The sequence below is a fragment of the Streptomyces sp. ADI95-17 genome, assembly GCF_003846175.1.
In the GTDB taxonomy this organism is placed as follows: Bacteria; Actinomycetota; Actinomycetes; order Streptomycetales; family Streptomycetaceae; genus Streptomyces; species Streptomyces sanglieri.
Genome location: NZ_ML123051.1, coordinates 59692 through 78402, shown reverse-complemented (window position 1 = coordinate 78402; position 18711 = coordinate 59692). Strand labels below are relative to the sequence as shown.

The window sequence follows — 18711 nt, the reverse complement described above, 5'->3', positions numbered from 1 at the left end:
ACACACAGGAGAGTCCCCCATGCATCAGCGCACAGTCGCCGTCGGTTCCCGCAGCGGTCTTCACGCCCGCCCGGCCTCGTTGTTCGTCAAGGCGGCCACCCAGCAGCCGGTGAAGGTGACGATCGGCCGCGACGGTGAGAGCGCGGTCGACGCCCGGAGCCTGCTCTCGGTACTGGCCCTGGGAGCCCTGCACGGAGAATCAGTGGTACTGACTGCCGAGGGCGACGGCGCGGAGGCCGCGGTCGAGGAACTGGCCACGCTCCTCCTTCGTGACCTCGACGCAACGCCGTAACCTCAGCCTGCCCCGCGACTGCTCTTCGACTGCCCGGCGGCCGACCGCCCGCCGGGCAGCGGACAGTTGACCGGCACCTCACCGGCACCTCACCGCCATCCCAACACTTCCCACCCGCTCACAGCGTTCGGGCGAGCCGGAACCCCAGGTCATCGATACGGAAGGTCGGGTGGCTCTTGCGCCGGCACGACGCCCGGCAACTCCGGGGCCGGTCGAAACCGCCCCCACCGCGGAACACGCGGTACGGGCCGTAGACCGCCGGGTCGTACAGGTCCCAGCACCACTCCCACACGTTGCCGATCATGTCGTGGAGGCCCCATGCGTTGGGGGCCCTGGTCGCGACATCGTGCAGCGCACCACCGGAGTTCCCGTAGTGCCAGGCGATCTCGTCCAGGTCCCCGTAACGAACCCCGGAGGTCCCGGCTCTGCATGCGTACTCCCACTCCGCCTCGGACGGGAGGCGATAGCCGTCGGCCCGCCAGTCGCAGACCACGTCCAGGCCGTCGGGCTCATCGCCCGTCGAGTAGCAGGGCTGGAGCCCCGTCGCCTGCGAGAGCAGGTTGCAGAACCGGACAGCCCCGATCCACGAGATCTCGGTCACCGGTGTACGCGGTCCGGCCTCACTCGCGGGCGCCTCACCTCGAACCGCGCGGTACAGCTCGCGGGTCACGGGATACGGCGCCAGCCCGAAGGCACCCACCTCCACCTTCCACTCCGTCCGCGTGCCCTCGTCGCGCAGGACGATCTCTCCGGCGGGAATGCTCCTCATGCTCTCGACGTCAACCTGGCGAAGTACGGATTCCAACCCCATCACCGCTCCTCATGTGCACCGGCGCACCAGACCGGCACGCCGGACTCAGGACATGATCTACGGGATTTGGGTTGCGGGTTACGGGTTACGGGTTACGGGTTACGGGTGAGCAGATCGGCGACCCGAGCGACCATCTGAGTCTCCTCGCCGTTGCGCGGGGACGTCGGATGGTGAGCGAGCACGAAGCGGCGCCGCTGATCACGGGTGGAGAACGCGGCGTTCTTGTAGCCGTACGTCTCCCCGGTCTTGCCCCAGAGCGTGATGCCGTTGACGATGGCCTGCTGAAGCCCTGAGCTGTAGCGGGCGGGAGATCCGTCGAGCATCCGTACATCGGCCGGTGGCAGGGTGAACATCAGCCGGAGCAGCTCCGGCTGGAGCAGTTCGCCGGAGAACAGCGCGACGAGCATTCGGTCGACATCGCTCGTGGTGGAGATCATGTCTCCCTCGCCCCGGGTGGACGACTGGTCGTAGGTCGTGATGTCCCGCAGTCGGCCGTCGGTCATGGTCAGGTACCCGTGCACGCGGGGTCCGTGGATGCGCGGATCGTCGCCGGGCACGACGGACTGCTCCAGGCCGAGCGGACGCAGGACGCGGGCCTCGACCCCCTCCCCGTACGGACGGCCCGTCACCTTTTCGATGATGAGAGCGACCAGTACGTAGTTGATGCCGCGGTACTCCTGACGGGATCCCGGGGTGAACTTCAGCGGCCCGTGCGTCGCCGTCGCCACCCACTCCCGCGGCGTCCAGTGGTCGAAGCGGTGGCGGAACACCTCCTCCGCGGTCTCCGGATCCGGGATGCCGACGTGGTCGGGCAGCCCGCTGGTGTGGTTCAGCAGGTGGGCCACGGTGACGGAGGAGAAGCCGCCCGGCAGCCACCCGGGCAGGACATGCGTGATGGGCGCGTCCAGCTCGACCCGGCCCTCCCCCACCATCTGGAGCAGCACCGTGGCGACGAAGACCTTGGTGATGCTGCCGATCCGGACCTTGTCCCCTGCCCTCACCGGCCGCCGCGTGACCACATCGGCCACACCCGAAGTGCCGTACCAGTGCCCGGCCGTGCCACCGACTCGCAACTGGGCCGCGGTTGACGGCGGGTGCTCCAGGTCGCCGATCGCCGCCTGCAGGGCGGTGGGGTCCAGCGGCGGGAGCGATGGGGATGAGGCGGTGGCGCGCGGCGTGGGCAGCGCCACGGTGGCGAGCAGCGCCGCCGTCCCCGACAGTGTTGCGCCCACAATGGCCCTTCGTGTCAAGCCTGTTGAGGTCATGTCCGCATGCTGTCAGCGGGCTGCAGTCCCGGACATCAGGTACATCCCGGAGCACTCCCCGAGCGTCCACTGAATTCTCCCTATGCCGACCCTGCTTGTCGTAGCGGGTGGAGACCGCGCACACAGACTTGAGATCGAGTTCTGCCGCCTGATCGGCCCGGCCTGAACTTCCGCGACCGGCGGCACCGCATATCCGACGTGGCAGAGTTGTTGACATGGGTGTGAACAACAGCAATGACCTCGCATCGCTGGAACGGTTGCCCGGCTACGCCTTCCGGCCGTACCACGGCCACGGCGACCATGGCGCGATGGCCGCCGTGCGACTGGGCTGTGCGCAGCGGGACCGGATCGACGCCCGCTCGATCGTGGAGGGAATCCCGACGGCAGCCGAGCTCGCCGAAGGCTCCGCCAAGCTCGACGACCCGTCCGAGAACCAGGTCCTGGTGGAGTACGGCGGTGGTGTCGTCGGCTACTCGACGATCAGGTGGTGGCAGGAGCGGGACGGGACGTGGTTGTACTTGCATCGTGGGTATCTGCTGCCCGAGCACCGCGGCCGGGGCGTGGGCTCGACCATGCTCAACTGGTCGGAAAGCCGTATCCGCCGGCTCGTGCAGCAGCACGGAACCACACCGACGGCCGTGTTCGGCGCGAATGCCCTGGCTTCAGAACAGGATGCAACGGCGCTACTGCTCGACAAGGGATATCGGCGTGTCTTCAGCCTGGTGGAGTTGGAGCTGACCGACCTCCGGCAACTGCCCGACGCCAAGCCGTTGCCGGCAGGCATCCGAGTCGGTGCGGTCGATCCAAGCAGCTACCGCACGGTTTGGAAGACGGTGGTCGATTCGTATGCGGATGCCGCCTTCACAGAGAGGTGGACGTTCGAGAGCTTTCTCGCCACGGCCGAGCCAACCTGCTGGCGGGCCGCTTGGGAGGGAGATCGGGTCGCGGCTGTCGCTCTGTGTTCCGTGCGTCGTCACGACCCCGCTCTCGGCGAAGTCGAAGAACTGAGCGTCCGGGCAGAGTCGAGACGTCGTGGCCTTGGACGAGCCGTGTTGCTCGACGGGTTGCGATGTCTTCGCGAGCACGGCGCGAAGACCGCCCGGTTGTACACCGGGACGGCAAATCCGTACCGCTCCTACGACCTCTACGAGAGCGTAGGGTTCCGACGCCAGAACGAACACGTCCGCTACCGCAAGCCAGTCGCTGTCTGATCCGGCAAAGGTGGCACCGCGACATTTTGCCGGAGCGGACGAATACGAGCGCGGTCGGGTTCGGGCGCAGGTTCAGTCAGCTCCTGTGTCACAGCCCACGAGTCCTCGGCCGGCCATCGGGACGGGTCGCATCGCCCCTGTCGGACGACTCGGGCGTGGCCCAAAGAGGGTCGATGCGGCCCAGCCAGGCGTCTTGTTCATCCGCAAGCGGATGCTTCAGAGGGAGGGAGAGGAAGCGGCATGCGAAGGTGAGGTCGGCGTCCTCGCCATCTCCGCTGACCCTGTGCTCCCACGCGTCAGGGGTGTCGGTTGATGTTCGGAGGAAGAAGAAGGTGGTCCTGCGTGGCTGCCCCGATTCAGGGTGCGGCTTGTCCTCCACCGCAACCTGCCGGACCACGGCAACGTCCGACAGCCCGGTTTCTTCGGCGACTTCTCGTAGAACAGCCAGTTCTGGTTCCTCGTCCGGCCCGACGCCGCCTGCGGGCACCTGGGTGCCGGCGGCCGGAGTCCCGACGTGGTCGAACACCAGCAATTCGGGTACGGAACGGTGCCGGATCACGTAAGCGGCGACACGGATTCTGGGGTGAGTCATACGCTTATTGTCTGTCGCCCGCGGCCGAACTCCGTCGCGGGCTGGACGGACCAGCGCCTCAGTGGGTGCACAAAGCCAGCGACCAAGCTGGTTGTTGACGACGAAGTAGTGAACGCTGACACGTCCGCGGGCTTTGTCGATGAGGGCGGGCGCCTCCTCTCGACAGGCATGCCGGAGCCAGCGGCGGCGAATCGGTGCTCCTGCCACCAGCAGCAATGGCGAAGCGATGACGATCGCCAATGTGACGGCGAACCTGATCAAAGTGATCTTGCCCGTCTGATCGATGCGCATGGGGTCAGTGTGGATGCCACGGCTGCACACTGCGAGGTGTACGGCGAAGCTGTCCACGTACGCTGTGCACTGCTTGCACGACACAGACCGCCAGAGGTGTCGCGTCCCGAGAACGTCGAGGTGATGCGCGTCACTGACCGGGTACTTGAGGTCGGGCGTGCGCGATCATGACCGGATGGACCCTCGCTTCCTTGGCATCACTGAGCTGGTCGAAACCCCGCGTGTGGCGGTGGTGGTCGACGTCATGCGTGCTTTCACCGTGACTGCCTGGGCGTTCGCCCAAGGGGCGGAAAAGGTCGTCCTTGCCGAGTCGCTGGACGAAGCCCTGGCGCTCAAGGCTCGCCACCCGGATTGGGTGGCGATCAAGGACGGTCCGTCCGCGCCCGGGTTCGACACCGTCAATTCGCCGGGCCTGCTGCGGTCCATTGACCTTGGCGGACGGACCGTTGTGCAGAAGACCACGGCAGGGACAGTCGGCGCCCTTGCGGTCAAGGAGGCGTCGCTGGTGCTGTGCGCCAGCTTCGTAGTGGCAGAGGCAACGGCCCGGCTCTTGCGGACACGTGAGGGTGACGGTGTCACCTTCGTGATCACTGGCGAAGACGGGCGCGCCGATGAGGATCTGGCGTGCGCTCAGTACATCGCTCGGAGGGCTACCGAGGCTGGGACGGATGCAACTGAGTTCCTACGCCGCGCCGGCGAGTCGCGCGCCGCCGCCGAACTGGCGCAGGGGGTACGCCAAGGAGTCCACCCTGATGACGTCGCGCTCTGTCTTGAGCTCGACCGGTTTCCCTTTGCCATGGTGGCAGCGTTGGAAGACTCGCTCATGGTCCTTCGTCCGCGCGCTGTGCCTTCGCCGGCCGACGAGGCTTCGATCTGACCGCCGGCAAGGCCCGGCCCGGCTCCCGACATGCGAGCCGGCATCCTCCAGACGGAACAAGATCTCATTCAAAGCCACGAGCTGTCGTCCCGGTCACTCACCGCGCCCTGCACGAATCGCCTCAGGTGCGCACGCACAACGTCGGGCTGCTCCAACCAGGGCTCGTGCCCTGCGTCCTCGATCCTGGTCAGCGGAAGATCCAGCCGGAGCGCGAGCGATTCAAGCGCCGAGATCGGACGGGGATCGTTGGCTCCGCCGAGGAGTTCCGCCCTCGCGGGCATGCACGCACGCAGCTCGGCAAGATGCTCATCGAGCGGGTCCACGCGCCCTTCCTTGCCGAGTTCACTGTTCATCGTCCAGTTGACGGGACGGCGGTGCCGGGCACCCTGCGCGGCCCAGTGCCATCCGCGCTCGGGGTCGGCGTGGTCGGTGAACCAGGCCAACGTGAGCAGTTCGGCTTCCTGCTCGTCCGTCCGGTGCGGCGCCTCTTCCAGTTCGCGGAGCCGCTCCTGCTGTGCTGCGGTCATCCGGCGAGCGCGCTCCGCTCGGTCCCCAATGCGCCAATCACCCACGAACGGCCCGCACATCAGCAGCATCGCGGCGACCCGGTCGGAGTGCCTCAGGCAGAACCGGCTCGCCAGGGTGCTGCCGTAGGAGTGCCCGATCAGCACGGCCTCGGACACATACCATGCGTCGAGCACTTCGGCTAGATCGTCGAGGTGCCGGGCGAAGGAGTGGCGGCCCCGCCACGGGGATCGGCCCGTGCCGCGCTGGTCGTACCGGTACACGGGCGCAAGGTCCGCGACCATGGGGGCGAGGCCGTCCAGATAGTCCGGCAGGCCCGGACCGCCGTGCAGCATCACCACGGCCGGCCGCCGGGACGTGTCTCCCAGCGCCCTCCAACGTATCTGTGCCCCGTCAGTCATCGACGCGAGGCCCTGCGTCTCCGTCAAGGTCATCTCGGAGAACCTACAGCGGGACCGGGGGTCCTGCGCGGAGGAGCTGCCCGGGGACATGGTCGGCAGGTGTGGCGAGCACCGGCTCGGACGTGTCCGAGGCGCGTTGACCATCGAGTTCCACCTTGCTGTCCAACGGAACGGGGCACAGAAGCCACTCTGGTCGAGCCCGCCCCGGCGCGATGGCGCGTGATCACCGGAACCCATCAGGTATCCCCGGTCCGCGCCGGGGCACGATGCGAGGACGGAATCCTGGTCGAGGGCAGGGAGGAGCAGGCCGCATGAGCGTCCGCTACATCCCGCAGACCCCCGGACGAGCACGCCCGCTTCGTGGCCCACCTCGACAAGCTGGGGCACGTTGCAGCCCCGGACGAGGCCGACCTGATCAGCCGTGTGCTCACCGATCCGGAGCAGATGTCGGCGCACAGGCCCCGGCTTACGTTCCCGTCTCCGCGGCTTCCTTCGAGGGCAGACTACTCACCACGATCACAGCAGCTTTCGCGGGCGTCACCGCCTCACCCGGGCGGGCGGCGTGGCCGGTTGCACTGACCTGGTACGACGGTCCGCCGCAGACGATGAGCGGGCGTCATGATCCGTCCCACGGAAGGGTAGGGCGCTGCACAGGAAGCGCAGTGTGCCGTGTGCCGGAAAGGGACAGGTGCCACGCAGGCAGTCACGGTGTCAAGGGCTTCGGCCACGGGCAAGTCGTCGGAGCTCTCGCCTCCAGCCGCAGGCCGATCCTCCATGTCCGCGACGGCAGTCCGCCGGGGCTCAGCCCGGAGGACAGGCGTGACTCGCCATGCGATGGAATACCAAGGCCCCCGCCCACCAACCGCCGTCACATGCTGGGATCCACGTTCCACACATCAGGCAGGTCGCCACCGCAGAAGACGCACACGAAGTCGTCCTCTCGCACGATGTTGTGCTCCCGGCAACCAGGGCAGCGCCGGAACACCACCTCATGGGTGAAGCCTGACGGACGCCCGAGCCCCGCCCGGTCCAGAGCCGGCGCCACCGCCGACCACGAGGCGGCATCCGGGCAGTACCCGGTTGAGTGGTTACTGACGTCCCCCACGACCCATCGATCTGCTTCGTGGATGAAGCTGATCTCTCCGGCGCTCAGGACCGGCCCTCCGCCGGCGCAAACCACATGCTCGCTTCGTCGCGGCGCCAGCCGAAGCACGCCGTCCGTGCCGACCACAAAGGTGAATGGCTCGGCCAGAGCCGTCGCCGGTCGTTCGGCGATCCAGCTCTCGAAGTCGGCTGCCGAACCGATCCGGCAGCCACCGTTGTCCGCCCGGACCGCCGCTTTCAGCTCGGCCGGTCCCACGTACCGGTATCTCCGCTCCCGCATGATCACGTGACCCCACCCAAGGCGTTATTTCAGAAGTGGATCTTACTGCGGCGTGCACGCCAGCGGCGGTGGCCCTTCGCGCTGCATCGCCGATGTCCGGGGTCCGCGACAGAACGGGGTGTGGGGTGCTGTTCATCGAGGATCCGTCCGACAAGTGGGGTGCCGCGAGCGCAAGCCGGGAAGATCGGATGGCGCGAGTTTGCCGGGAGGCGGTGAGGAGCGCAGGGCCTTGTGGGCCGTCAGGCCGTCCGGCATCATCGCGGGCATGATGACCAACCGAAAGGCCCATGCCGCGTAGACGGCCCGGCGCGCTTCGCGCCGAAAATCCGGTCCCGCCCGTCTGGAGCCCTTGGACCTGTCGAATTCCCGGGTTGTCCGAGCGCACCTGCGCCGAGATCCAGCGCACGGAGCGTGAGCACGGTGACTCCTGGGCCGGGTTGCGGGACGGCTTGTGGGACGGGGCGGTGGAAGCCGCGCTCAGGCACTACCGGGCGTTCCTGCGACAGCCCGGCCGCTACCTGGACCTGTGCTTCCCGGTCTCTCCCCATCCGGAGTCCTCGCTCGTCGACGTGGCGAACGCCCGGGACGTTCTGCAAGAGGCGTTGTGCTCGCTTCCCCAGCCGTCCCGCGCCGAACTCGGGCGAGTGGTGGCGTGTCTGGACGCAGAGTTCCGCCGCCGGACCTTGCCCGACCCACACGCCTACCGGCGCCTGCGGTGGCATGGCGAATGGTGGCACCGACGCCTCTACGACGGTGAATTCCGGTGGTGAGGGGCTGCAGCCCGACCTCTTGTTGCCTCAACTCCGATGAGGCAGGGCGGCCGGAGGGCTGATCAATCAGGTCGTTCCGGCGACGGTGCACGGCCACTTCGAGTACTTCACCACCGACTACCCGCGCGGCGCCGGGCACGGCATGCTCCCGGTCCGGCTGCACGGCGTCGGCGCTGGGCAACCGTGGGCGCCGGTGACGAGTGGCGTGCTCGTCCGGAAACCTGAACACGTTCCCCCTGATTTCGGGCTCATCGACCGGTGCTCTCGTCGGTGACACGGAGCTCGACAGCCGTGGTGGTACAGCCTCGTGGTTCCGGTCGACCGGTGGTACCGCATGAAGGGCCTGCCGCATTCGAGCGATCGCACTCGTGCCGCGGCAGGCCCTCGCCATGGGATTCGGGCGGACCGGGTTCAGCCGGACCTGCGTTCCGTCAGGCCGTGTGCAGTGTCAGCCCGTAGCGGTTCAGAATCTCGTTGATGGGCTGGTGCCAGGTCTCCCCGCCGCTGGTGCAGTTGCCCCAGCCGCCGGAAGTGACTCCCTGGGCCTGGTCCCCGCTGATGAACGAGCCACCGGAATCCCCCGGCTCGGCGCAGACGCTCGTCTTGGTCATCTGGTGAACCGCGCCCTGGCTGTAGTTCACGGTTTCGTTCGTGGCCAGCACATTGCCGCAGTGCCAGTGGCTCGTGGAGCCGGAGCGGCATATCGAGGCGCCGATGGGCGCCTCTGCGGAGCCCCGCACCAGTTGGTCCGAGATGGTGCCCCAGCCGAGTACGACGGGGACGGTCCACCAGCCATTGCCGACACTGACCCAGGCGTAGTCGTCACCGGGGAACGACGAACCCTGGAAGTTGCCGATGGCCGAACGGTCCCAGCCGCTGACCGCCGCGCCGGCCTGTCCGCAGTGGCCCGCCGTGACGAAGCCGCCGTACACGGAGAAGCCGATGGAGCATCGCACGTTGCCCGTGTAGTAGGGGTCGCCGCCCACGGTTCCGGCAGCGAAGGTCCTGGGCCCTTCGGGAGTCTGCTTCACCGTTACGGGGCCGGTCTTGCGGGCCCGTTCGACGAAGGTTCGGACATCGTTGTCATTCGCTGCCGAAGCGACAACGTCGACGACGACCCGGTTGACCTTCGGGTCCACGTGCCAGCTGCTGACACCCGCCGGTGCCGTCAGCCCGTCGATCCGCGCCTTGGCCGCGTCGAGCTGCCGCGCAGTGTGACGCACCAGCCGGACGGACGCGCCGGAGGCGCGCACGGCGGCCGACTTCCGGCTGTCGGTGACTGCCACGGTGAGCCGGTTCGTGGCCGGGTCGAACCAGGCACCGGCATAGGAAGATCCGGCGACCCGTCGCGCCTTGCCCTGCACGGCTGTTGCCGTCTTCTCCGCAGCCAGCCTCGCCTTGGCCTGGCCTTCCGTCAGACCGAAGTCCTTCCGCATCGCGGAGAGCAGCCCTTCGGACGCCGGTGCCTCACCGGTCGTGGAGCGGGGTGTCCCGGGCGGCAGATCCACGGCGGCGGCGGATGCCGGGCCGGAGGCAAGACCCACGGTGGCCCAGGCTCCGACGACAAGTGCGGCAGCCAGGCTCGTACGCAGCGCATTGATACATCTCAAGGCAATGGCCCTTCTGTTGTTCCGGCATCGTGGGGGAGGAACAGCAGGCGTCCGAGAGCTCCGACCTGAGAGCGCTCTCAGAGCGTGCCGCAAACGGACTGTAACGCAGCATGCCTATCAGGTCCATGCCAATGGATGGACATATCCCGGCCGTTGGCGACAGGCTCGTCCTGCCCCGGCCGCGCCTGCCCATTCCGGCCGCCGGACCCGTCTCCCGTCGCTCGGCGCGGACACCTATGCTCGCGGCGGACGGTCGCGCGTGCCCGACACACCGCCCCCGTCACCTGCGTCGCGAACAGCTGCGCACTCCCCCAACAGGAGCCTCACCATGACATCTTCCGCCGACGGATCCGCCTCCTGGCGCAGGTTGTGGGCGGGGACACCACATGTTCCGCATGTGCCCCTCGACGAGGAGACACGGCGCAGTTCCGAACTCCCGGGAACCTTGCTGCCCGCACCGGCCGGGATGAATCACCCTCTGATCTTCGAGCCCGCCCTGAAGCAGTTCGCCAATGCCTACCGGGCCGGAGAGCCAGTCTTCGGCGATGGCCGGGAAGACGTGGGTCGGGCCTGGCACCGGGCGCGACGTACCGTACTGGACACGGTGCTCGCGTCCATCGCGGGCGGCCCCTGGGGCGGCCATCTGGTGCTGCGCGGCAGCGTGTTGATGGCCACGTGGTTCGGGGAGGCTGCCCGTGACCCGGGAGATCTGGACTTTCTCTTCGTGCCCCGGGACTGGGCCATGGACGACCCCAGGTCCGCCGGGCTCTTCGAAACGATCGCCCGGGACGCGGCGGAGGCCGCGTCCGCCGCCCGTGGTTCGGTCCGGATCAACGCGGCAGGACTGGTGACGGAGGACATCTGGACGTACGACCGGGTTCCGGGCCGGCGCATGCTGCTGCCGTGGACGGCGGACGGGGTGCCCGGCGGCACCGTACAGCTCGACATGGTGTTCAACGAGACCCTGCCCTCCCCCGCCGTGCTCACCGAACTCCAGCCGCTCGGGGACGGACCGGGCTGCCGGGTGCAGGCGGTGTCGCCCGAGCTGTCACTGGCCTGGAAGTTGCTGTGGCTGGTGACCGACGCCTACCCGCAGGGCAAGGATCTGTACGATGCCGTGCTGCTCGCGGAACGCACTCCTCCGGGTTACGAACTGGTGCGGGAAGCCTTCGTTCTCGGCGGCACCGAGGGCCTTCGGCCCCCGGGCGCCTGGTGGCTGTACGAATTCGGGGTACCGACCGACTGGGAGCACTTCACCGCCGAATACCCTTGGGTCACGAAGAGTGCGGCGAGTTACTGCGGGCGTCTGGCGCAGGCGCTGGCGCCGCTGCTGGAGGCTGCGGAACGCCCGTACGGGGCCGACGCGACGCACGCGACGCATGTCACGGACGAGGCCGATGCCGTCGATGCGGCATACGGGATCGACGAGGTTGACTCCGAGGTGTCGGGCCGGTATCGGCTGTGGGCCCGCTGGCTGGAGCCGCTGGTGAAATCCACCCTCACGGCAGCCCCGGAAGACCCCGCTGCCGCTCTCGGGTTTCTCGCCGAAGGCGGGCAGGACGGGCTGACGGCCGCCGTCGTGGTCGTACGGGAGATCGCGGGGCCCCGGCATCTCGGACTGGCGGATGCGCTCGCCGCCGTCCTGTCCCATGAGGGAGGTTGGGGGTACTGGCGGGAGCACCCCGAGGCATGTGAGCGGGCCCTGGACGAGCTGCGCTGATCCACTCCCCCGGGGCCGCAGCTGATCGGGCTGCCCGATCGCCTGACCGGTCGGCCGGTCAGGATCAGCCGGCCCGGCCGATCGCGCTGCGCAGCATGGCGACCGTCGTCGCGGCGGCCGCGCGTTCCGCGTCGTCCTGCGTCGCGCGCACTCGTTCCTCCAGGAGGACCACGGCCGCCTGGAGGACGCCCACGCGTACCGGAACGCTCTGCATCGCCGTCAGTACGGCCGCGGCCTGTTCGGCCGGTCTGGCCGTGGCGGCCTGCGGAATGAGGGTGGTGATTCCGCGCCCGAGCGCGCGGTCGCGAGGCGGCTGAGCCGCGGCTGTGGTCACCCGAGAAGTGTGCCGCACCGGCCCCGGGGATTCGGTCAGCGACCTGGCCCCGACGCTGCGGGACTGCCGTGGACATTCGATCCTGCGGGGCTGTCGTGAACATGGGCGTGGACACGCTTCAACAGTGCTGCCAGCTGGCCTTGTTCGCGCGCGTTCAGGGGGGCGAGCATTGCCGCCTGCACGCTCCGCGCATCGTCCTGGAGCTCGGCGAGCACGGCACGGCCGGCCGGGGTGGGCGTGACCGTCACCCGTCGGCGGTCGGCGGTGTCCCGGGCCCGGCCGACGAGACCGGCCAGCGCGAGATCGTCCACGATCTTGACGATGTCGCTCCGGTCGATCCCGAGCCTCGATGCCAGTTCCCGTTGCACATGGGGGCCGAAGTCGATGAGCGCCGACAGTACGGCCATGTGCCAGAGCCGGAGGTCGCGCTCGGCCAGTCGCGCCGCGAGTCGGCTCCGCGCCGCCTTGCCGGTCTTGGACAGCAGATAGGTCGTGAGTCCCAGGAGGCTGGGCGGGGTCTCGCTCATCGACCCAATCTTAGGCACTCACCAATCATAGGTATTCACCCACCAATGAGAGAGCGCCCCGCCCAGCACGGTCCGGGCCGCACCGCCCGTGTGCACGGTCCTGCGGCGTCTACCCCTTGGCCCAGTCACGCATGGCCGTCCGCGAGGAGAAGGCGGCGACGTCCTTGTCGAGCGGGTGGTCGGTGTACTGGTGGATACGCCAGGACGCCTTGATCCTGGGCTTTCCCGCGGTCACATAGTCGGCGATCCACAGGCCGTCCCCCGCGTACGACGTGGTGTCGTGGTTCAGCCAGAAATAGCGGTTGCAGTACAGCAGAACCTTGTGGTGCGGCCGCAGGCGTTTGACCTCGCGGATGAAGCGGTCCTTCTCGGCGTTGCCGGCCCGCGTGCCTTCGCCGTTCTCCTCCCAGTCGACGGCGAGCAGATCACCCGCCTTCTCCGGGGCCTTGCTCACGAAGTACTCGGCCTGGGCCGTGATGTTCCCCGGCCAGAGGAAGTGGTAGAAGCCGAGCACGCACTCCGCGTCCCTGGCCCTTTTCACCTGCGCCGAGAGGTGTGGATTGACGTACGAGCGGCCCTCGGTGGCCTTGATGAAGACGAAGTCCAGTCCGTCCGTGTCGAAGGACGACTGATGGGAACTGACATCGACGCCATGGAGCATGGGCACCGCCTTCAAGTGGGATGAGCGCTTCCGTTCTTTTTCTGTACGTGCCCGCAGTCGGTCGTTCCCATCCTTCGGATGAACGGGCGAATCGTTTTGCCATTGCCAGGAATATGGACCGGAAACGGGTAGTTGATGAACCGGCGAGACCACATCACGTACCGCAGTCGCCATCGGAAGGTCGGATCCATGAAGATCGGCATCATCGGAGCGGGCAACATCGGCGGAAACCTCGCCCGGCGCCTCACCGCACTGGGTCACGAGGTGTCCATTGCCAATTCGCGCGGACCGCAGACGCTCTCCGCACTCGCCGAGGAGACCGGAGCCACCGCGGTCAACGCGTCGGAAGCTGCTCGGGGAGCCAGGATCGTTGTCGTCACCGTCCCGCTCAAGGCCGTCCCCGATCTGCCCACCGGGTTGATCGACGGCGCCGCGGACGGGGCCGCGGTCATCGACACGGGCAACTACTACCCGCAGCAACGCGACGGCCGCATCGCCGAGATCGAGGACGGCAAGCCCGAGAGCCGGTGGACCGAGGAGCAGATCGGCCACCCGGTGATCAAGGCGTTCAACGGGACGTACGCACAGGACATCCTCTCCAACGGGCTCCCCAAGGGCAGCCCCGGCCGTCAGGCACTGCCGGTGGCCGGTGACGACGCGGCGGCCAAGCAGGTCGTGCGCGATCTCATCGACGAACTCGGCTTCGACACCGTGGACGCCGGGGGCCTCGACGAGTCCTGGCGTCAGCAGCCCGGCACACCTGTCTACGGCCATCAGGGCGACGTGGAGGCCGTCCGCAAGGCACTCGCCGAGGCGTCCCCCGAGCGCACGGCCGAGTGGCGCGCCTGACGTTCCCCGGCGCCGGGGACGACGGGCCTCCCTCGTCGTCCCCGGCCCGTCGTCCCCGGGGCTCCGCCGCGGCGCCCTGTCGTCGTCGGGCGTGTCGGCGCCCGTGGGACGGGCCGCACTCCTCAGTCGTCGAAGGCGGTGCTGCGGCTGATCTTTTCCCACAGGAGTGTCTCGGCACGGGCCGCTTCGAGATGGGCCTGGATCGCGTCGGTCGCATCGTTGCCGAGCGGAAGTCGCAGTGGCGTCCTCTCTGCGGCGAGGGCGGTGAGAATGGCCGCCGCGGCCTTGTCGGGGTCGCCCTCCTGCTTGCCGTCCGAGCCGGGGAGGTCCGTCCGGACGGGGCCGACCGTCGCCTCGTACGCGGGCATCGCGGCTGTCTGCCGGAGCGCGCCTCCCCCGGCGAACCCGGTCCGGAACGATCCGGGTTCGACGATGAGTACCTTGATTCCGTGCGGGGCCACCTCGGCCGCGAGTGCCTCGGACAGGCCTTCCAGGGCGAATTTGGTGGCCGAATAAGCACCGACTCCGGGGAATGTGAAGCGGCCGCCCATGCTGCTCATCTGCACGATGGCGCCGGACTGCTGCCGGCGCATGTGCGGCAGCACCGCGCGGACCAATGCCGCGGGGCCGAAGAAGTGCAGGTCCATCAGGTCCCGTAGTTCCTGGTCGCTGGTCTCCTCGACGGCCCCGACCATACCGAGACCCGCGTTGTTGACGACGACGTCGATGCGTCCGTGCCAGAGCACCGTGTCGGCGACGACGGCGGCGATGCGGGCGGTGTCGGTGACGTCCAGTTGGGCCGCGACGGCCCGGTCGGGATAAGCGGCGACCAGATCGTCGAGCGCCTCGGGCCTGCGAGCCGTGGCCACGACCGTGTCCCCGGCGGCCAGTGCGGCGGCGGCGATCGAACGGCCGAAGCCGGAGGACGCTCCCGTGATCAGCCAGACGCGACCCGTCGTCCCGTCGCGGTCGGCGGCTCCGGTCTCTGCTTTCATCAGTAACTCCACTTGTTCAAAGGGGTTGTTGAGCTGACTCATTTATTGCAGCCGGTGCCGGGTGCGGTCCAAGACAGAGCTCCTCTCGCTCCATAAAGAAGATTTATGATCGCTGCATGGAGCTGCGTCAGCTGCACTACCTCACCGTGATCGCCGACGAGGAGAACCTCGGAAGGGCCGCACAGCGGCTGTACGTCAGCCAGCCGGCCCTGTCCTACGCGTTGAAGAGCCTCGAATCCGAACTGGGCGTTCGGCTCTTCGACCGGCACGCCGGGGGTGTGTCCGCGACCGACGCCGGCCGGGAGGTCATCGCCGAGGCTCTGCTCACGGTCCGCCAGTCGGAACGGGTGTCCGCCGCCGCCGAGCGGCACCGGCGCGGTGAGACGGGCGTGCTGCGGGTCGGGTTCGAGGCGAGCGGTGCGGGTGAACTCACCACCCGGGCACGGGCCGAGTTCGCGCGACGTAATCCCGGAGTGCGAGTGGTGCCCAGGCGGTATGACTGGGGTCAGGAGGCTGCCGCGCTGCGTGAAGGACTGGTCGACGTGGCCTTCGTCTGGCTGCCCAACGATCTGACCGGCCTCCGCTCCGAACTGGTGCATACGGAGCCACGCGTCGTGGGGTTGCCGTCGGGACATGTGCTTGCGGGACGCGACGAGGTCTCCGTACTCGATGTGGGTGACGAGCCGCTGATGTGGACCGAGCGCGCGCCGCGCGAATGGGTGGACTGGTGGGCGGTCAACCCCCGGCCGGACGGTTCGAGTCCGAGATGGGGGCCGACCAACGACAACGTCGAGGAGATGCTGGAGCAGGTGGCGGAGGGCTCCGCCATCTGCTTCGCGCCGATGAGCATGGCCAGGTACTACGCCCGGCCCGATCTCACCTGGGTGCCGCTGTCCGACGCCGAGCCGCTGCGGACCGTGCTCGCCTGGGCCGACGGCACGGACAGCAGCCTCGTGCGGGGGTTCGCACGTGTCGTGCGTGAACTGGCGGCCGCCGCACCCGACGGCCCGGACCAGCGCTAGACGGAGTCGTCCGGACGGGCCGGAAGGCTGTCCATGAACGAGCTGACGGAGAAGACGGCGCGGCCGGCGCCCGGCGGGCCGTAGCCGGGGGGCGAGCTGAGACCGTACTCCTCCATGGTCGCCCGGTAGGCGTCCAGCAGGCGGATGTGGTACTCCAGCGGCGCCCCGTCCGGGTTGGTCTTCCCGAGCGGGGTGGTGGGCTCCGGGCACCAGGTGGTGAACCGCGGGGTGATGCCGTGCGACATGAAGAAGCGCAGGCCCTCGGTGGTCGAGGCGATGGCTTCGTCCACCGTGGTGAAGCCGAAGGGCTCGGCCATCTCCACGCCCGCCACGAAGTTGGGGATGACATTGCGGGGGCCGAAGACCTCGGCGGAGTCCAGGATCCGGCGGTGCCACTCGTCACGGCCGACGTAGCGTTCCTTGCCCGGGCAGTAGAGCTCGAACAGCCGTCGGTCCCACACCTCGTAGTTCGGGTGGTAGATCTGCACGCCGTAGTCGTGGAACCGCTGCACGTCGGCCTTGGGCAGGGCCTGGGCCACGACCTTGCCGATCCAGCGGCCGGGGAAGCGCTCCTCGATGGCCTTGGCGTACTGGCCGTAGAAGTCGGCCTCGTCGCGGCCGCCGATGTGGGAGGTGATGGCCCCACCGGTGAGGGTGTAGGCGGTGGAGGTCTTCGCCGTGTCGTACTTGTCGATGATGGCGAGCGCCTCCAGGACCTCCTCGACCGGCTTCACTCCGGTGTACGGGCGTCCCGCCGCCTTGTGCTGGCGCCAGTTGTGGTTGATGTCGCAGTACTGGCACTCCTCCTTCGCCCCGAAGTACTGGCAGACCCGGAAGACCGTGAGATAGACGAGGTACCCCCACTGGATGGTGGGCGCCACCTCCATCACGGACTTGCCGTTCTCCAGCGTGTGCCGGTAGTAGTCCGGCATGGGCGGCAGGCCCACATCGGAGATCCGCCGGCCGTCGAGATACAGCCCGAGCACTCCGTCGTCGTCGGCCGCGACACGGTACGGGGACGCCGGGTTGACCCGGACCGACACGACGGTCCTGCGCAGGCCGTACGGTCCGCCGGTGAGGACGATCTCCTCCGGCGGGCGGCGCAGGGCGGCGGCGCCGAGCTCGGGGAGGGTGCCGTGGTCGAAGGAGAAGATGAAGTAGGACTTCGGCTTGACGTCACCGCCCTCGTTGTCGCTCAGCGCGGACTCGTCGAAGGCCAGTCCACCGCGCAGCAGGTCTTCCTTGATGACGGCTTCCCGGGGCACGTGCGGGAACTGCTCCATGAGGCGCTCGACCAGACGGGTGCGGTTCGCGTCCGTGCGATGCGGTTCGGTGCGGCTGCGGTCGGTACTGCGGGCCATGTGCGGGACTCCTCGGTCCGGTCGTCTGCGGCGTTCCGGGTACGCCACACTGTGCAACGAACCGGACACGTCCGCAGTGCCCCGACGCACCGGCCGATTCCCCAGGGTGCGTCGGGGCCGGTCCGCGGCCGTCGGCGGCACGGCCCGGGTCGTCGGTCTGTGGCCACCTCCGGGCCGGAGTTCAACGGGTCCAGTGCGTGGGGCGGCCGAGGGACGGCGGGAGTTTCGTCGACGCGTCTCCCCCGGCCGCGTTGAGCTGGGACTGGGTGAGGAAGAGGCTCGTCGTGAGGTCGGCGCCGGACAGGTCCGCGTCCCGGAAGTCAGCACCTATCAGGTCGGCCAGGCGCAGATCGGCACCGGTGAGGTCCGCTGCGATCAGGTACGCGCCGCGCAGGTCGGCGCCCCGCAGATCGGCGCCCCTGAGCCGGGCTCCGATGAGGTCGGCGCCCCGGTGGTCGCGCTTCTTCTTTCGCGGCGCCGTAGCTCGTACCAGCGCGCCGGCACGGCGCAGCAGCTCGGCCACGACGTCGCGGTGCCCGGCCACGTCCAGTTCACGGAACGCGTCCGCCGGAAGGTGGGTGAGGCGCTCCGTCTCGTCGAGGGCGCGCCGGATCTCGTGGTGGAGGGAGCGCGCCGCTTCCAGGGACAGCGCCTCCGTGAGGTACCAGAGCAGCTCATGGAGCTGCCGCATGACCGGGAACACCTGGAACATCTGCTGGGCGGTCCGCGGGGCGCTGCGCCAGTCCTGTCCGCGGAAGGTCTCGCCGGAGACCTTCTGGCCCGCCCCGAAGCAGTCGTACACGGTGCAACCGGGGAAGCCCCGGGTCCGCAGCTCGGTGTGGATGCCGCAGCGGAAGTCCTCCTGGAGGTTCCGGCAGGGCTTCCCGGCGTCCTTGTCGACCGCGAAGTCCGCGGACCGTGTCAGGGTCAGCGCTACGCAGCACAGCCCGAAGCAGTTCGCGCAGTCGGCGCTCAGCGCGGCACGGTCGGTGCCGGGTCCTTGGACGTTGTCGGGCACGGTGCGTGGATCCTCTGGGTACGGAATTGTCGGACGGCCGACCCTATCCGGATCCGCCACCGGCTCGCGTCAATTTAATGATCATCGCAATATCCGCCGGTGCTGAGTCACTCGCCGCGGGGCACCCTTCGGCCACCTGTCCCGCGCGTCGGAGCGGGGGGTTCCGGTCCGGTCCGGGACTCCACGCGCAATGAT

Annotated in this window: 19 protein-coding genes; 7 read left to right on the top strand and 12 right to left on the bottom strand. The window is 68.6% G+C overall.

All coding sequences use genetic code 11. The features are described from left to right. The first annotated feature begins 19 nt into the window (after positions 1–19). On the top strand, positions 20–292 hold the full coding sequence (locus tag EES42_RS35010) for an HPr family phosphocarrier protein (protein ID WP_124722299.1): 273 nt from the start codon (positions 20–22) through the stop codon (positions 290–292). 118 nt (positions 293–410) lie between these two features. Here the strand turns inward: EES42_RS35010 and EES42_RS35005 are convergent, their stop codons facing one another. Both EES42_RS35005 and EES42_RS35000 read right to left on the bottom strand, forming a co-directional pair. Continuing rightward, complete coding sequence (locus tag EES42_RS35005) at positions 411–1061, bottom strand: formylglycine-generating enzyme family protein (RefSeq protein WP_124722298.1); 651 nt, start codon at positions 1059–1061, stop codon at positions 411–413. Between the two features lie 134 nt (positions 1062–1195). Then, the gene (locus EES42_RS35000) at positions 1196–2368 is read right to left on the bottom strand and encodes a serine hydrolase domain-containing protein (RefSeq protein ID WP_124722297.1); all 1173 of its coding nucleotides are present in this window, start codon (positions 2366–2368) and stop codon (positions 1196–1198) included. A gap of 215 nt (positions 2369–2583) precedes the next feature. On the opposite strand from EES42_RS35000, the gene EES42_RS34995 reads away from it, so the two are divergent. Further along, positions 2584–3579: a GNAT family N-acetyltransferase gene (locus EES42_RS34995; protein ID WP_124722296.1), complete on the top strand. Its 996-nt coding sequence runs from the start codon at positions 2584–2586 to the stop codon at positions 3577–3579. 88 nt (positions 3580–3667) lie between these two features. Here EES42_RS34995 and EES42_RS34990 read toward each other — a convergent pair whose 3' ends face one another. After that, complete coding sequence (locus tag EES42_RS34990; RefSeq protein ID WP_124722590.1) at positions 3668–4171, bottom strand: NUDIX hydrolase; 504 nt, start codon at positions 4169–4171, stop codon at positions 3668–3670. Between the two features lie 466 nt (positions 4172–4637). Between EES42_RS34990 and EES42_RS34980 the strand changes: the two genes are divergently transcribed. Further along, positions 4638–5339, top strand: coding sequence for a 2-phosphosulfolactate phosphatase (locus tag EES42_RS34980; RefSeq protein WP_124722295.1), 702 nt, complete (start codon positions 4638–4640; stop codon positions 5337–5339). 68 nt (positions 5340–5407) lie between these two features. On the opposite strand, the gene EES42_RS34975 is transcribed toward EES42_RS34980, so the two are convergent. Then, positions 5408–6199 carry an alpha/beta fold hydrolase gene (locus EES42_RS34975; protein ID WP_241196841.1) on the bottom strand — a complete coding sequence of 264 codons (792 nt, stop codon included), beginning with the start codon at positions 6197–6199 and terminating at the stop codon, positions 5408–5410. Positions 6200–7133: 934 nt separating this feature from the next. After that, positions 7134–7649, bottom strand: coding sequence for a hypothetical protein (locus EES42_RS34970; RefSeq protein WP_124722588.1), 516 nt, complete (start codon positions 7647–7649; stop codon positions 7134–7136). Positions 7650–8020: 371 nt separating this feature from the next. On the opposite strand from EES42_RS34970, the gene EES42_RS34965 reads away from it, so the two are divergent. Further along, positions 8021–8419 (top strand): hypothetical protein, encoded by a 399-nt coding sequence (locus EES42_RS34965; RefSeq protein ID WP_124722294.1) that lies wholly within the window; start codon positions 8021–8023, stop codon positions 8417–8419. A gap of 431 nt (positions 8420–8850) precedes the next feature. Here EES42_RS34965 and EES42_RS34955 read toward each other — a convergent pair whose 3' ends face one another. Beyond that, entirely contained in the window at positions 8851–10029 is a 1179-nt protein-coding gene (locus tag EES42_RS34955; protein ID WP_241196792.1) for a S1 family peptidase, read from the bottom strand. 328 nt (positions 10030–10357) lie between these two features. Here EES42_RS34955 and EES42_RS34950 point away from each other — a divergent pair, with 328 nt between their 5' ends. Further along, complete coding sequence (locus EES42_RS34950; RefSeq protein ID WP_164495446.1) at positions 10358–11749, top strand: nucleotidyl transferase AbiEii/AbiGii toxin family protein; 1392 nt, start codon at positions 10358–10360, stop codon at positions 11747–11749. A gap of 64 nt (positions 11750–11813) precedes the next feature. Here EES42_RS34950 and EES42_RS34945 read toward each other — a convergent pair whose 3' ends face one another. The 3 genes from EES42_RS34945 to EES42_RS34935 form a co-directional block, all read right to left on the bottom strand. Further along, positions 11814–12083, bottom strand: a complete 270-nt coding sequence (locus EES42_RS34945; RefSeq protein WP_124722292.1) for a hypothetical protein — start codon at positions 12081–12083, stop codon at positions 11814–11816. A gap of 35 nt (positions 12084–12118) precedes the next feature. Continuing rightward, on the bottom strand, positions 12119–12610 hold the full coding sequence (locus EES42_RS34940; protein WP_124722291.1) for a MarR family winged helix-turn-helix transcriptional regulator: 492 nt from the start codon (positions 12608–12610) through the stop codon (positions 12119–12121). Positions 12611–12719: 109 nt separating this feature from the next. After that, positions 12720–13271: a glycoside hydrolase family 25 protein gene (locus tag EES42_RS34935; protein WP_124722290.1), complete on the bottom strand. Its 552-nt coding sequence runs from the start codon at positions 13269–13271 to the stop codon at positions 12720–12722. A gap of 135 nt (positions 13272–13406) precedes the next feature. Here EES42_RS34935 and EES42_RS34930 point away from each other — a divergent pair, with 135 nt between their 5' ends. Further along, the gene (locus EES42_RS34930; protein ID WP_124722289.1) at positions 13407–14120 is read left to right on the top strand and encodes an NADPH-dependent F420 reductase; all 714 of its coding nucleotides are present in this window, start codon (positions 13407–13409) and stop codon (positions 14118–14120) included. Between the two features lie 122 nt (positions 14121–14242). Here EES42_RS34930 and EES42_RS34925 read toward each other — a convergent pair whose 3' ends face one another. After that, entirely contained in the window at positions 14243–15115 is an 873-nt protein-coding gene (locus EES42_RS34925) for an oxidoreductase (RefSeq protein WP_124722288.1), read from the bottom strand. 116 nt (positions 15116–15231) lie between these two features. Between EES42_RS34925 and EES42_RS34920 the strand changes: the two genes are divergently transcribed. Continuing rightward, positions 15232–16137, top strand: a complete 906-nt coding sequence (locus tag EES42_RS34920; RefSeq protein ID WP_124722287.1) for a LysR family transcriptional regulator — start codon at positions 15232–15234, stop codon at positions 16135–16137. Here EES42_RS34920 and EES42_RS34915 read toward each other — a convergent pair. After that, positions 16134–17498 carry a radical SAM protein gene (locus EES42_RS34915; protein ID WP_124722286.1) on the bottom strand — a complete coding sequence of 455 codons (1365 nt, stop codon included), beginning with the start codon at positions 17496–17498 and terminating at the stop codon, positions 16134–16136. The two genes, EES42_RS34920 and EES42_RS34915, sit on opposite strands and share 4 nt — an antisense overlap. 181 nt (positions 17499–17679) lie before the next feature. After that, positions 17680–18516 carry a pentapeptide repeat-containing protein gene (locus EES42_RS34910; RefSeq protein ID WP_124722285.1) on the bottom strand — a complete coding sequence of 279 codons (837 nt, stop codon included), beginning with the start codon at positions 18514–18516 and terminating at the stop codon, positions 17680–17682. Positions 18517–18711 lie beyond the last annotated feature (195 nt).

Bases quoted from the DNA above. Each gene is read 5' to 3' on its own strand.
- EES42_RS35010 (WP_124722299.1), top strand. From the start codon at position 20: ATGCATCAGCGCACAGTCGCCGTCGGTTCCCGCAGCGGTCTTCACGCC.
- EES42_RS35005 (WP_124722298.1), bottom strand. From the start codon at position 1,061: ATGAGGAGCATTCCCGCCGGAGAGATCGTCCTGCGCGACGAGGGCACG.
- EES42_RS35000 (WP_124722297.1), bottom strand. From the start codon at position 2,368: ATGACCTCAACAGGCTTGACACGAAGGGCCATTGTGGGCGCAACACTG.
- EES42_RS34995 (WP_124722296.1), top strand. From the start codon at position 2,584: ATGGGTGTGAACAACAGCAATGACCTCGCATCGCTGGAACGGTTGCCC.
- EES42_RS34990 (WP_124722590.1), bottom strand. From the start codon at position 4,171: ATGACTCACCCCAGAATCCGTGTCGCCGCTTACGTGATCCGGCACCGT.
- EES42_RS34980 (WP_124722295.1), top strand. From the start codon at position 4,638: ATGGACCCTCGCTTCCTTGGCATCACTGAGCTGGTCGAAACCCCGCGT.
- EES42_RS34975 (WP_241196841.1), bottom strand. From the start codon at position 6,199: ATGCTGCACGGCGGTCCGGGCCTGCCGGACTATCTGGACGGCCTCGCC.
- EES42_RS34970 (WP_124722588.1), bottom strand. From the start codon at position 7,649: ATGCGGGAGCGGAGATACCGGTACGTGGGACCGGCCGAGCTGAAAGCG.
- EES42_RS34950 (WP_164495446.1), top strand. From the start codon at position 10,358: ATGACATCTTCCGCCGACGGATCCGCCTCCTGGCGCAGGTTGTGGGCG.
- EES42_RS34940 (WP_124722291.1), bottom strand. From the start codon at position 12,610: ATGAGCGAGACCCCGCCCAGCCTCCTGGGACTCACGACCTATCTGCTG.
- EES42_RS34935 (WP_124722290.1), bottom strand. From the start codon at position 13,271: ATGCTCCATGGCGTCGATGTCAGTTCCCATCAGTCGTCCTTCGACACG.
- EES42_RS34930 (WP_124722289.1), top strand. From the start codon at position 13,407: ATGAACCGGCGAGACCACATCACGTACCGCAGTCGCCATCGGAAGGTC.
- EES42_RS34925 (WP_124722288.1), bottom strand. From the start codon at position 15,115: ATGAAAGCAGAGACCGGAGCCGCCGACCGCGACGGGACGACGGGTCGC.
- EES42_RS34920 (WP_124722287.1), top strand. From the start codon at position 15,232: ATGGAGCTGCGTCAGCTGCACTACCTCACCGTGATCGCCGACGAGGAG.
- EES42_RS34915 (WP_124722286.1), bottom strand. From the start codon at position 17,498: ATGGCCCGCAGTACCGACCGCAGCCGCACCGAACCGCATCGCACGGAC.